The sequence below is a fragment of the Bartonella rattaustraliani AUST/NH4 genome, assembly GCF_000312565.1.
Lineage (GTDB): Bacteria > Pseudomonadota > Alphaproteobacteria > Rhizobiales > Rhizobiaceae > Bartonella > Bartonella rattaustraliani.
Genome location: NZ_CALW02000031.1, coordinates 164,500 through 177,622, shown reverse-complemented (window position 1 = coordinate 177,622; position 13,123 = coordinate 164,500). Strand labels below are relative to the sequence as shown.

Genomic DNA, 13,123 nt, shown 5'->3' with positions numbered 1-13,123 from the left:
AATTACGCTCCTTTGAAAACCTTCGAAAGAATATCCATAAAAGAGCTCACCAAAACATCGCTTTTTATAACTGAAAAAAGGCTTTTCTTCGTCATAAAAGACAAATACCTGAAGGTTTCCAAATGCTCTTCACTTCACCTATCTGTTGATCTTATCACACGCATGCCTGTATATTTATGAAAATATGCGATATTACTGCGACCTGCAATAAAATTTGCAAAAAATGCCCTTTTTTCCGTAACAAACCGGCATCATCATTCTCCGAGCTTGTGTATATTTACGAGTTCACAGCGCCGCGACAGCCCTCACGTGAAAGCGGCTCATGAGAGACATTTTTCCTTCTTTCCTTCTTTCCTCTCTCGTTACCCCCCTATATCAACCACACTTACGACATAAAGCCAAGTGAACAAAATTGATTCCAACATCGAGAGATGAGAGATTTTTACAATATTCTGGGTTTTAATTCAAGATGTATAACAATTATTTATCTTTATAAATCAATATTTGTTCGTAAATAATAACTCCTTTTTTACACAAAACAAAAATAAAAATCGGAGCAGTAAACATGTTAAACGGCCACATTGCAGAAATAGACTCTCTTAGGGCAGAAACAGGCTTTCTTGGGAAAGATTTCTTTTAAAAGACGACCTCTTCTATCAAATTCCCTGACTTTTCCTTAATGGCGAAAAAGCATTAAAAACTTCCTTTATTTTTTAAGGAAACAGAAAAAGTGCATCTCTTAAGTTAGTAAACTATTGATTTATAATCATAATCTATCGTTGTTCACCTTAAATCATAACCCCGAATATTGTAAGAGTTTCTCATTTCAAATCCATTTATGTTGAATCAACTTTGTTCACTTGGCTTTACGTCATAAGCCGGACTGGCATGTAGATAAAAATTATAGGGGAAATGAGAAAAAATGACTCCCATGCCCCGCCTTAATACAAGGTCTTTCGCAACACCATGAGTTGATAAAATATACTACGAGCTCGTAAAAAGAATAATGGTACCATCTTGTGAAACATTATGACAGATGAGGGGCAAATTAATCAATTTTTTCAATTCTTTTATCTTTTTTGCGCCATTGTGAAGGCTGTAATTCCGCCACGACAATTCCAATCAAGATAAGCCCTCCCCCCAATAAAGCTAAAGGAGATAAACGTTCACCAGCCAAACGCCCAACAATCCCTGCCCATACAGGTTCACCTGCGTAAATGAGTGTTGCACGTGTAGGAGAAATAGACTTTTGTGCCCAATTCATTGCCAGTTGAATAATCGCACTCATTAACGCCAATCCAATACCAATACTCACCCATATCCATGAAAATTCTGGAATACCCTCACCCATCAAAGGCATACAAAGAAATGAAAAAAGACCACTGAAAAATAACTGTATAATTGTTACACGCCGACTGTTTACTTTGCTGGCAAAAATTCCGATGAGTACAATTTCTGCAGCAATAGCCAAAGCACCAAACAAAGTCAGAATTTCACCTTTTGAAAACGCAATTTTCCTAGGCTCTTGTCCAGAGATAAGGACAAGACCAATAAAAGCGAAAACAATGCCAATCCAGCAAGCTAAACGCGGTGGTTTCTTAAAAAAAATCCACTGTAATATAGGAACGGTCGGAACATAAAGCGCTGTGATAAAAGCAGACTGACTGCTCATAAGCGTTTGAAGCCCTGCAGCTTGCAAAGAATATCCCAAAAACATTCCTAAACCAATGGCCATCCCTGCAAAAATCTCATAAACAGTCAAACCTTTCATAGAACGCCCAAAAATTGCGCCACAAATCAGAGAGGCAACAATAAAACGAAACCCAACAAAGAAAAAGGGACCACTATAGCGCACTGCAATGTGAATCACTAAAAATGTAATGCCCCACAATATCGTTGCAAAAAATAATGCCAATTCGGGCTTGCTTGATAAAGGATGCTTCAACTGTTTTATCATAAAAGGTCTTTCCCTCAAATTTATCCACACATCTTACGAAACAATAAGCGTTCCAGCGCCCTGTTCAGTGAACAGTTCTAGCAAGACAGAATGGGGTGTTTTGCCATTTAAAATGACAACACCTTCTACACCATTTTGAAGCGCCTTGATACAAGTCTCTACTTTTGGGATCATGCCGCCTGAAACTGTTCCATCTTTGATAAGAGTTTCAGCTTCAGAGATTGCTAATTTCTTTAAAAGTTGGCCATTTTTATCTAAAACACCCGGAACATCGGTCAGAAACAAAAGGCGTTTAGCTTCCAATGCTCCAGCAATGGCTCCAGCAAAAATATCAGCATTAATATTATAAGTTTTGCCATCGCGACCTGGAGCAACAGGTGCAAGAACTGGAATCATTTCAGAACATGCTAAAAGATCCAATAATGTACGATCAACTTCAACAGGTTCACCAACAAATCCTAAATCCAAAACACGTTCGATATGCGAATCGGGATCCATGACAGTTTTATAAGCCTTCTCAGCAAAAACCATATTGCCATCCTTACCGCATAAGCCTATTGCCCACTCACCCTCAGCATTGATGAGAGCAACAATTTCTTTGTTAATGGAGCCAGCTAAAACCATTTCAACTACTTCAACAATCCGCTCATCCGTCACACGTAAACCGTTCTCAAACCGTGACTCAATTCCCATTTTCATCAAAATTTTAGCAATTTGAGGTCCCCCACCATGAACAACAACAGGATTAATTCCTGACTGCTTTAATAAAGCAATGTCGCGCGCAAATGCACGCCCTAAAGCAGCATCACCCATTGCATGACCACCATATTTTATAACGACTGTTTCGTTTTCATATTTTTGCATATAAGGTAACGCAGACGATAAAAATGCTGCTTGTTTTTCAAAAATATCTGCCGCACCATTTTCAATATCATCCATAAAAAGGGCCTCCTCATCACTTTTTACCATTTCTTAGTGAGATTTAAGAAAAGTGAAAACAAACTTTACTCTATCTATCCTTCTGAAAATTAGCAATTTTTTAAAATTATGACAAAACCAACAACAAGATGAAACAAATGCAGCTTTCTTAAAAAAGGATAAACAGAGAAGAATTGAAAAATATAGATTTATAATACTTATGTTCTTAATGACCTTATGTATAAATTGAGAAGGATTTTTAAGCTACGCTGCACATTCAGCCCATTAACTTCACCCCATAGTAAAATCTTTAACAATGAATATAAAGATATACAACCATTGATTTTATAAGACGAAAACAAAATTGACTGATAAAGTGAACCGCTCTATCGCCAACATAAAAAATAACGAAATCACAATCCTCTTTTATTTCAGCTAAAGTTTTGACTTTAAAATTCACCCTTTTCCCAAGTGATCCGAAGTCAAAAAATATCCCATTGAACAATTGACAACAACACGAGCTATGAAAATAAAGGCATATGAAAAAAATATCATCATCTTAGGATTGCCATCTAAACAAATGACCAAACCACACGCACTCCCTTAAAGTGATCCATTCAATTGCTCTTGCATTTAATTGTTACTGGCCTTCGTCATAATGACAAATACTCATCGCTGATAAGAAAAGGACATTTCGAAAGAAACTTAATATCCTCTTCAAACAATTTCTGATTAAAAAATAAAAGTCGCTTCGCGCATAAAGAATAAAGCTCTCCTTACTTTTATGAAAAATGAGAGTTCCTTTCATTGAAAAAACAGCTACTTTATAGAGATAAAGATACAAAACCCTTCCCCAACAGGATAGAAATTAAGCCACTATAAATATTTGTTTTTAAAATTTTCACATGATGTAAATAGCATCTTTTGGTGAATGATCCCCCGCAAAGAAGTAAAATCAAAGAATGATTTTTAAACCAAAAACCAATTTCAGCTTGATCTATAAAATTAATTTCTGTCTTTTTGCTCACAAGTTATGCTTTTTCATCAATCTTGATAGACCTTCACTAATTTTGACCGGAAATATTCTCAAAAAACTCTCTCATACGTGAAAAAAAACCATGAGATTGTGGTGAATTTTCGTGATTTGAAAGTTTTTCAAATTTTTGCAACAATTCGCGTTGCTCTTGCGTTAATTTCTGCGGTGTTTCAATGGTTATATGGATATAAAGGTCACCCCTTGCTTGCTGACGACGTAACATAGGCATGCCTTTACCCTTGAGACGGAATTGGCGTCCATTTTGTGTACCTTCTGGAATCCGAACACGAGATTTCACACCTTCAAGGTCGGAAACTTCAAACTCCCCTCCTAAAGCAGCTGTCACCATTGAAATTGGAATGCGACAGTGGAGATCTGCCCCATCTCGCTGAAAAAACTCATGCGGTTTAATAGAAAGAAAAATATAAAGATCACCACTAGGACCACCACGAATACCCGCATCCCCCTCACCAGAAAGACGAATACGTGTCCCATCTTCAATACCGGTTGGAATATTTACGCTCAATGAACGGTTTTTTTCCACCCGTCTTGTCCCCTGGCATTTTGGACATGGGTCCGTAATGATTTCACCACGTCCATGACATGAAGAGCATGTTCGCTCAATGGAAAAGAAACCTTGCGCAGCACGCACACGACCAGAACCATGACAGGTGCCACAAACTTGTGGTTTAGAACCCTTTTTCGCACCTGATCCCTCACAAGCATCACAAGCAACGGAACTTAGAATATTAATTTGTGCGGTTTTTCCTGAAAATGCCTCTTCTAAGGTCACTTCCATGTTATAACTCAGGTCAGCACCGCGCTCACGTCCATCATTGCGCCTACGATGCCCCCCTCCCATCATTTCACCAAAAAAATCCTCAAAAATATCAGCAAATCCACCACTGGTAGAAAAACCACTAAAGGGATTTGCACCCTCTCGTCCATTATTCTCAAAAGCCGCATGACCAAATCGATCATAAGCAGCCCGCTTTTGAGGGTCTTTCAGAACCTCATAAGCTTCACCAATTTCTTTAAATTTCCGCTCTGCTTCTTTATCCCCCGCGTTGCGATCAGGATGATATTTCATTGCCAACTTACGAAAAGCAGACTTCAACTTCTTATCATCACATTCGCGAGTTACGCCAAGAATTTCATAATAATCAACCTTCATCATGTATTCCTGATATTTTTATCATCTATTTTCAATGTATATTCTTAGTCACAAAGTAGCAACTTATCCCAAATAACAAAGCCCAGCCTTATATTCCAAAGACCGGGTTTGTTTATTAATCTAGACATGTATCTAGATTATTTCTTCTTATCATCAACTTCTTCAAAATCAGCATCAACAACATCATCAGTCTTTGTATTATCTGTTTCAGGATCAGCTGCTGCTGCCTGTGAAGCCTCATACATAGCCTGTCCAAGCTTCATACTCACTTCTGCTAGTTTCTGCATTTTTGCTGTTACTTCTTCCGTATCAGTGCCATCAAGTGTGGACTTCAAATCAGATATTGCAGTTTCAATCTGTTCTTTCTCTTCAGAAGAAACCTTATCACCATATTCAGCCAAAGATTTTTCAGTTGAGTGAATGAGAGCTTCTGCCTGATTTCTCGCTTCAACACCTTCACGACGCTTTTTATCCTCAGCTGCATGCTCTTCAGCATCTTTTACCATTTTTTCAATGTCAGTATCACTCAAACCACCTGAAGCTTGAATACGAATCTGGTGTTCTTTACCAGTTCCTTTATCTTTTGCTGAAACATTCACAATCCCATTCGCATCAATATCAAAAGTGACCTCAATTTGAGGGATACCACGCGGCGCTGGTGGAATGCCAACAAGATCAAATTGAGCGAGTAACTTATTATCATTAGCCATTTCGCGTTCACCTTGGAAAACACGAATAGTCACAGCACTTTGATTATCATCAGCTGTTGAAAAAACTTGTGATTTTTTGGTTGGTATCGTGGTGTTGCGTTCAATGAGACGTGTAAAAACCCCACCTAATGTTTCAATACCTAACGAGAGAGGTGTTACATCCAAGAGCAATACGTCTTTTACATCGCCTTGTAATACCCCCCCTTGAATGGCAGCACCCATTGCCACAACTTCATCGGGATTAACGCCCTTGTGTGGATCTTTACCAAAGAAGCTTTGCACAACTTCTTGTATCTTGGGCATACGTGTCATACCACCCACTAAAACAACTTCGTCAATCTCACCAGCTTTCAGCCCTGCATCTTTCAATGCTGCTTTACAAGGCTCTATTGTACGTTGAACCAGATCATCAACCAAAGATTCAAATTTTGCCCGAGTTAACTTCATCGTTAAGTGTTTGGGACCCGACTGATCTGCTGTGATAAATGGCAAATTAATTTCTGTCTGTTGTGAAGAAGAAAGTTCAATCTTTGCCTTTTCCGCTGCTTCTTTCAAACGTTGCAATGCTAATTTATCACTTTTCAGGTCAATCCCTTGCTCTTTTTTGAACTCATCAGCAAAATAACCGACCAAGCGCATATCAAAATCTTCACCACCTAAAAAAGTATCTCCATTGGTCGATTTAACTTCAAAAACGCCATCACCAATTTCAAGAACAGAAATATCAAATGTACCACCACCAAGATCGTAAACAGCAATGGTTTTTCCATCTTTTTTATCCAAACCATACGCTAAAGCAGCAGCTGTTGGCTCATTGATAATCCGCAAAACCTCAAGTCCAGCAATTTTACCCGCATCTTTCGTAGCTTGACGCTGTGCATCATTGAAATAAGCCGGAACAGTAATAACCGCTTGCTCAACCTTTTCACCAAGATAAGATTCCGCAGTTTCTTTCATTTTTTGCAAAATCATGGCTGAAATTTGTGACGGAGAATACTTCTTGCCCTCTTCTTCAACCCATGCGTCACCATTATCACCCTTAACAATTTTATAAGGGACAAGGGCTTTATCTTTTTCAACCATAGGATCATCAAAACGGCGCCCAATCAGACGTTTAACTGCAAAAACCGTTCCTTCAGGATTTGTAACCGCTTGCCGTTTAGCAGGCTGCCCAACAAGCCGCTCTCCCCCATCAGTAAAGGCAACAACAGAAGGTGTTGTCCGCGCTCCTTCTGAATTTTCAATAACCTTTGCGTTTTTGCCATCCATCACAGCAACACAAGAGTTCGTTGTCCCCAAATCAATACCAATTACTTTTGCCATATTATAATCTCCATTCAGCAAGCTACCTCAACCTTCATAAAGCATCTTTCTAAGACAGCTCCTTCATAACACTTAAAGCCTGCATTTCACCGCAAGTTACATAAATCATAAACTAACAAGCCCAACAAGCCTTTCTGCTTCGTATATAAGAACGGGTTTTTATTGCTACAAGAGAATAATGAGAGAAACATCTCAAAATAAAATTTTTTTTAAAAATGAAGCATTCTACTTATACGTAGAAGCATTCTACTTATACGTAAACGCCATATTTGTTGAAGATGTGAACCTATAGCATCTCTTTATCTACAAATTCTCATAAACATATCAGATTCTAAAATCAAAAAAATAAAGAGAAAGAGAATGGCTGCACACTTTTCTTAGTTTCTCAAAATCACACGAAATGCTTGTTAAAAATAGCGTTCAGATACGCATCATTTACGTCATGAATATCACAATCTTTCTTAAACTCAACCTCTTATCATGACGCGCATAAACTTTATGCAATCAATAATCACGTTTCTTATATCATTCAATACATTGATTTATAATGATAAATCATCATTATCCAACTTGAATCATACCCCCGAATATTGTAAGATTCTCTCATCTCAAATCACTTCATGTTGAATCAATTTTATTCACTTAGTTTTACACCATAAGCGGGGTTGGCAGATGGGTAAATTATAGAGGAAAGGAGGAAAAATGCCTCTTATGAATCGCCTTAAGTGCCAAGGGCTGTCGCAACATTGGGGGCTGGTAAATATAAGATGGTGCCAGCTTGTACCTTCATAAGCGTAAAGATGGTGGCGCTCAATGGCTTTATCGTTAATCGTTATACAATTCACGGACGACGCCGTGAAATGGGCTTGGGGGCTCTAAGAGAAGTCTCTTTAAAACAAGCCCGCGAAACTGTAACACGGTGGCGTTCTGTTTTACATGAGGGTCGTGACCCCATTAAAGAACGTGAGAAACAAAAGCGTGAGGCAATGTGCAATCTTCATTATCTTAAAGATATTGCTCTAGAGACTTTTGAAAGTCGTAAAGCTGAATTAAAAGGTGATGGTAAGGCTGGAGGCTGGTTTTTGCCTTTACAACTTCACGTACTCCCCAAATTAGGCTGTTTGCCCATTTCAGAAATCACACAAACAGATATACGCAATACGCTTGCTCCTATTTGGCATACAAAAGCAAAAACAGCAGAGAAAGCCCTCATGCGTCTTAATCTTTGTTTCAAACATGCGGCTGCATTGGGATTAGATGTTGATTTACAAGTCACAACCAAAGCACGCGCCCTCTTAGGAAAACAACGCCACAAAGTGACTAATATGTCTGCAATGGATTGGAAAGAGGTGCCGGCTTTTTATCAAACACTTTGCCAAGCAACAACCCTAACACAATTGACTTTGCGTTTGCTTATCCTTACGGGCGTTCGCACCAATCCCTTTCGTCATATTCGTGAAGATCAGATTGAAGGGAACATATGGATTATACCTGCTGAAAATATGAAAGGAAGACGTGATGCGACAACAGAGTTTCGCGTCCCTTTATCACTCAACACACGAGATTAAACCCTATTGTACAAAATGTTTATATCTTTGGATATTATTTGTCTATCAACTCTCAACAGTTTATCTTTAATCATTTGTTTTTTTTATTTGAAAATCACGTTTTGAATACACCTGAACATGATCTGCTCAATTGCTTACAGACTTTTCAAATTTGCAAATAGAGTAAAGATATCTTCCTTGTTTTTCCATGTATTCTTACTTTTTATCACTTTCCTTAAAAGTAAGAAAACCCATGATCTTTATGCTCAGATTTAAATTTATACGACTCTCAAAATTCTTTCTTTTATTTTAGGCAAAAACTCTGGTAAAAGTGAAAAAATGTATTCATGAGATGAATCTAACGAAGGAGGGTAAATCAATGATGATATTTATCGTAGAAAAAACAAAGAAGCTCGCATCTCAATACACAACCCACATACAATATCCATTCAAAAAGGTTCTTTCAAATGCCATATTCGTTCTTCTCTTCGCTTGTATAGCTCTACCCGCAGCCGCTCAACAATATAAGGTTGGGAATATAGAAATTCTTCATCCTTGGACGCGTGCAACGCCTAAAGGTGTAAAAGTTAGTAGCGGTTATCTCTACATCATTAATCACAGTAATACCCCAGATCGTTTGGTTTCTGTATCCGCAAAAGGAATAAAAACAGCAGAAATCCACGCTATGACAGTCGTTAATAATATTATGAAAATGGAACACATGCAGCATGGCATTGAAATTCCAGGCAATGGTGAAGTTACACTTAAGCCTGGAAGCAATCATATTATGTTCATGGGACTTTCAAAACCCTTCAAAGCAGGTGACAAAATCACCGCAAAGTTGACATTTGAAAAAGCCGGAACGATTGACGTTGACTTTTCAGTGAACGCTATGGTGGAAAAATCACCTTCCAAACCAGATTCTGTACACTAAGTTTTTGCTTTAGTCCTTAATACACAATAGTAAAAAGCGTGGAAAAATTCTTTCACGCTTTTTTGTTTAATACCGTAAAAAAGACTTTATCTTTTGTTTGAATTAAGTGTGATTTATTTCAGGAATGCGCAACATTTGCCCGGGATAAATTTGATCAGGGGATTTCAGCATTGGTTTATTGGCTTCAAAAATAAATGTATTTTTATCGCCGTGCCCTTTTCCATACATTTCTTCAGCAATTTTCCAAAGATTGTCACCCGATTTTACTTCATAAAAGCGAGAAGCTTTTGTAGATGTGGTATTTGCAATTTTTAATTGGTCAACATCAACAGAAGAAATCCCCTGCGAATTGCCAACAACTAAAAGCGCTTTTTCAAGTGTCTCTCTATCTGGAACCTCACCACTTAAAATAGCTTTACCATTTTCAACCTGAATATTCACTTTTTCTGTGCCAAGTTGAAAGTTATCAAACGCAGCTTTAAAATCCTTTTCTTCTGGTGCATGATTCCCCATACCAAGCTTTTCACCAACTGTTTTCATAAAATTAAAAAATCCCATTATAGCCTCCTCCTTTTGTGCAATGAGAGCAATTTTTTTGCGTAAATGTCACCACACTCTTTCATTTCTCTCTTAAAAAAGATAGGCGAATTTTCTAAACTTCAACAATCAAAAATGGACCTGTTCAATTCTGAAACAGAGATGACAAGAAACTTTGGCAAAGCAAAAAAAAACTTTGACAAAAAACGTATTTATATAAATTTTCTCTCAAACGAAGGGATCTTTATGCGCATAAAAACATTATAAAATTGCAAAGATAAAACAAGCTTTTACCGTAAAGATGAAAGATTTTTTGCTTTGCAATAATTTGTATCATATTTGTTTTGCAAAAAAAATGCGAACTCCCATATAAATAAGTATGGATTGATTTGCTCATACGGCAATAGAAAGGTCTAAGAAGCCATGAAGGATACTCCAACAATCACACAAACGATTGTACTTGTTGATGATGACCGTAATATTTTGACATCTTTATCTTTTGCGCTTGAAACAGAGGGATATCGCGTTGAAAGCTATACAGATGGAGCATCTGCACTCAAAGGTCTCACACTCCATCCTCCACATTTAGCTATTTTTGACATTAAAATGCCCCGAATGGACGGGATGGAACTTTTGCGCAGACTGCGTCAAAAGTCTGATATTCCTGTCATTTTTCTCACCTCTAAAGATGACGAAATTGATGAACTGTTTGGTCTTAAAATGGGCGCTGATGATTTTATTACAAAACCTTTCTCTCAGCGTCTCCTTATTGAACGTGTAAAAGCTATCTTGCGTCGTTCTAATGCGCGCAACCAACCCCTTGCAACAGGAACCTCTCCCTCTTCTTCTCTCAAACGTGGGGATCTTGTTATGGACCAAGAACGTCACACCTGTACATGGAAAGATAAACCTGTTATTTTAACCGTTACGGAGTTTTTGATTCTGCAAACCTTAGCACAAAGACCTGGAGTTGTAAAAAGTCGTGACGCTTTGATGGATGCTGCATATAGTGATCAAGTCTATGTCGATGACCGTACCATTGATAGTCACATTAAACGTTTGCGTAAAAAGTTTAAACAAGTCGATGATGATTTTGCAATGATTGAAACACTTTATGGTGTAGGCTATCGTTTCCATGAAGTGTAAAACTATTGTAAAATTATTTTGTCGCAAGAATTTGAACGGCAATCAAATCAATGACACAAAACACTCAACAGGAAACGTTGCAAGAAACAGCACCAAATGATATCCCTCCAACATCATTTCCTAAGATTTTTCATTCGCATCTTCGAATACAGCGTCTTTTCAGACAATTGCTGTTTTCCAGCCTTACACGTCGTATTGTCATCTTAAATATTGCTGCCCTTGCCATTCTCGTGACAGGTATTTTATATCTTAATCAATTTCGCGATGGTTTGATTGAAGCAAAAATTAAAAGTTTATGCACCCAAGGAAAAATTATTGCTGGAGCTATTGCTGCTTCCGCAACAGTGGATACAAATTCTATTCTCATTGACCCTCAAAAACTTTTAGAATTACAAGCTGGAGAAAGCGTTACACCTGCACCTCAATCAACAGATTCTTGGGACTTTCCTATTAATCCTGAACAGGTTGCTCCTCTTTTACGACGGCTTATCACACCCAAAACAACAAGAGCGCGTATTTATGATCGTGATGCAACTTTACTTCTTGATTCGCGTGTTCTTTACTCTAGTGGTGAAGTTTTTAGCTATGATTTACCCCCTCTTAAAACAGAACAAACCATGTGGGAACGTTTCACTTCATGGTTTTCAAAAATCTTTTATGGCAGTGGTCTTTCTCTTGATAGAGAACAAGCACAAAACAGTGGGCTTGCTTACCCAGAAGTGTATAGAGCCTTAAATGGAGCTGTTGCGACTGCCAAAAGACGCAACAAACAAGGGCAATTAATCGTTTCTGTTGCTGTACCTGTTCAACGTTATCGTGCAGTGGTGGGCGCCCTTCTTCTTTCAACGCTCGGTTCAGATATTGATGACATTGTAAAAGGTGAAAGACTAGTCATTTTTAAAGTCTTTGCTGTGGTTGGAACTGTACTTTTGGTGCTTTCCATATTTTTAGCCCACACCATTGCCCATCCTTTGAGCAAACTATCTGCCTCCGCCGACCGTGTACGCAATGGCAATAATAAACGTGTAGAAATTCCTGATTTCTCAACGCGTGAAGATGAAATTGGTCATCTTTCAACCTCTATTCGTGATATGACCAATGCCCTTTATATGCGCATTGAAGCCATTGAACGCTTTGCTGCTGATGTAAGTCATGAGTTGAAAAATCCGCTTACCTCACTGCGTAGTGCTGTTGAAACACTCCCTTTGGCTAAAAATGAAGAAGCTCAAGAACAATTATATGAAATTATTCAACATGATGTACGTCGTCTTGACCGATTGATTACAGATATTTCTGATGCCTCAAGGCTTGATGCAGAGCTTGCTCGTGAAACTGCACAGATCGTTGATATGACACCGCTTTTGAAAAGCCTTGTTCATGCTGCTCAAGAAGTATACCGTAACACGCAAACTATTGATATAAATCTGAATATTCTTCCACACCCCCACGGAAAAACTTATCTTGTATTGGGACATGAGCTTCGTTTGGGACAAGTTATTTCTAATCTGATTGAAAATGCACGGTCCTTCATTCCCTATAATAGCGGTAAAATTCATATCACTATGAAAAGTCATGCGTCAACTCTCATCTTACTCATTGAAGATAATGGTCCTGGTATTCGTTCAGAGAATATTGAACGCATTTTTGAACGCTTCTATACTGATCGACCAAACGAAGATGCTTTTGGACAAAACTCAGGCCTCGGACTTTCTATTAGTCGGCAAATCATCGAAGCGCATAATGGAACAATTACAGCCGAAAATATTATTGACCCCAAACGTGGAAACCGTAAAACTGGTGCACGTTTTATTATTACACTTCCCTTCGCCAAATAAATCCTC

8 protein-coding genes and 1 pseudogene are annotated in these 13,123 nt (G+C 38.2%); 4 read left to right on the top strand and 5 right to left on the bottom strand.

Translation table 11 applies throughout. The features are described from left to right. Window positions 1-1,048 precede the first annotated feature (1,048 nt). From BN67_RS05455 to dnaK, 4 genes are all read right to left on the bottom strand, one after another. Window positions 1,049-1,957 (bottom strand): DMT family transporter, encoded by a 909-nt coding sequence (locus tag BN67_RS05455; RefSeq protein WP_019223136.1) that lies wholly within the window; start codon window positions 1,955-1,957, stop codon window positions 1,049-1,051. A 33-nt stretch (window positions 1,958-1,990) separates the two neighbouring features. After that, window positions 1,991-2,896: an acetylglutamate kinase gene (gene argB, locus BN67_RS05450; RefSeq protein ID WP_019223135.1), complete on the bottom strand. Its 906-nt coding sequence runs from the start codon at window positions 2,894-2,896 to the stop codon at window positions 1,991-1,993. A gap of 1,043 nt (window positions 2,897-3,939) precedes the next feature. After that, entirely contained in the window at window positions 3,940-5,085 is a 1,146-nt protein-coding gene (dnaJ, locus tag BN67_RS05440) for a molecular chaperone DnaJ (protein ID WP_019223133.1), read from the bottom strand. Window positions 5,086-5,222: 137 nt separating this feature from the next. Further along, window positions 5,223-7,118: a molecular chaperone DnaK gene (dnaK, locus tag BN67_RS05435; protein WP_019223132.1), complete on the bottom strand. Its 1,896-nt coding sequence runs from the start codon at window positions 7,116-7,118 to the stop codon at window positions 5,223-5,225. A gap of 702 nt (window positions 7,119-7,820) precedes the next feature. Here dnaK and BN67_RS11665 point away from each other — a divergent pair. Both BN67_RS11665 and BN67_RS05425 read left to right on the top strand, forming a co-directional pair. Next, window positions 7,821-8,683: pseudogene (locus BN67_RS11665) on the top strand (tyrosine-type recombinase/integrase); the annotation flags it as partial. Between the two features lie 361 nt (window positions 8,684-9,044). Then, window positions 9,045-9,599 carry a copper chaperone PCu(A)C gene (locus BN67_RS05425; RefSeq protein ID WP_019223131.1) on the top strand — a complete coding sequence of 185 codons (555 nt, stop codon included), beginning with the start codon at window positions 9,045-9,047 and terminating at the stop codon, window positions 9,597-9,599. A gap of 102 nt (window positions 9,600-9,701) precedes the next feature. Here BN67_RS05425 and lysM read toward each other — a convergent pair whose 3' ends face one another. Further along, complete coding sequence (gene lysM, locus BN67_RS05420; RefSeq protein WP_019223130.1) at window positions 9,702-10,157, bottom strand: peptidoglycan-binding protein LysM; 456 nt, start codon at window positions 10,155-10,157, stop codon at window positions 9,702-9,704. A 402-nt stretch (window positions 10,158-10,559) separates the two neighbouring features. Between lysM and BN67_RS05410 the strand changes: the two genes are divergently transcribed. Both BN67_RS05410 and BN67_RS05405 read left to right on the top strand, forming a co-directional pair. Next, window positions 10,560-11,282 (top strand): response regulator transcription factor, encoded by a 723-nt coding sequence (locus BN67_RS05410; protein WP_019223128.1) that lies wholly within the window; start codon window positions 10,560-10,562, stop codon window positions 11,280-11,282. Between the two features lie 50 nt (window positions 11,283-11,332). Then, the gene (locus tag BN67_RS05405) at window positions 11,333-13,117 is read left to right on the top strand and encodes a sensor histidine kinase (RefSeq protein WP_019223127.1); all 1,785 of its coding nucleotides are present in this window, start codon (window positions 11,333-11,335) and stop codon (window positions 13,115-13,117) included. The last annotated feature ends 6 nt before the right edge of the window (window positions 13,118-13,123 follow it).

Bases quoted from the DNA above. Each gene is read 5' to 3' on its own strand.
- lysM (WP_019223130.1), bottom strand. From the start codon at position 10,157: ATGGGATTTTTTAATTTTATGAAAACAGTTGGTGAAAAGCTTGGTATG.
- BN67_RS05410 (WP_019223128.1), top strand. From the start codon at position 10,560: ATGAAGGATACTCCAACAATCACACAAACGATTGTACTTGTTGATGAT.
- dnaJ (WP_019223133.1), bottom strand. From the start codon at position 5,085: ATGAAGGTTGATTATTATGAAATTCTTGGCGTAACTCGCGAATGTGAT.
- BN67_RS05405 (WP_019223127.1), top strand. From the start codon at position 11,333: ATGACACAAAACACTCAACAGGAAACGTTGCAAGAAACAGCACCAAAT.
- BN67_RS05455 (WP_019223136.1), bottom strand. From the start codon at position 1,957: ATGATAAAACAGTTGAAGCATCCTTTATCAAGCAAGCCCGAATTGGCA.
- dnaK (WP_019223132.1), bottom strand. From the start codon at position 7,118: ATGGCAAAAGTAATTGGTATTGATTTGGGGACAACGAACTCTTGTGTT.
- argB (WP_019223135.1), bottom strand. From the start codon at position 2,896: ATGGATGATATTGAAAATGGTGCGGCAGATATTTTTGAAAAACAAGCA.
- BN67_RS05425 (WP_019223131.1), top strand. From the start codon at position 9,045: ATGATGATATTTATCGTAGAAAAAACAAAGAAGCTCGCATCTCAATAC.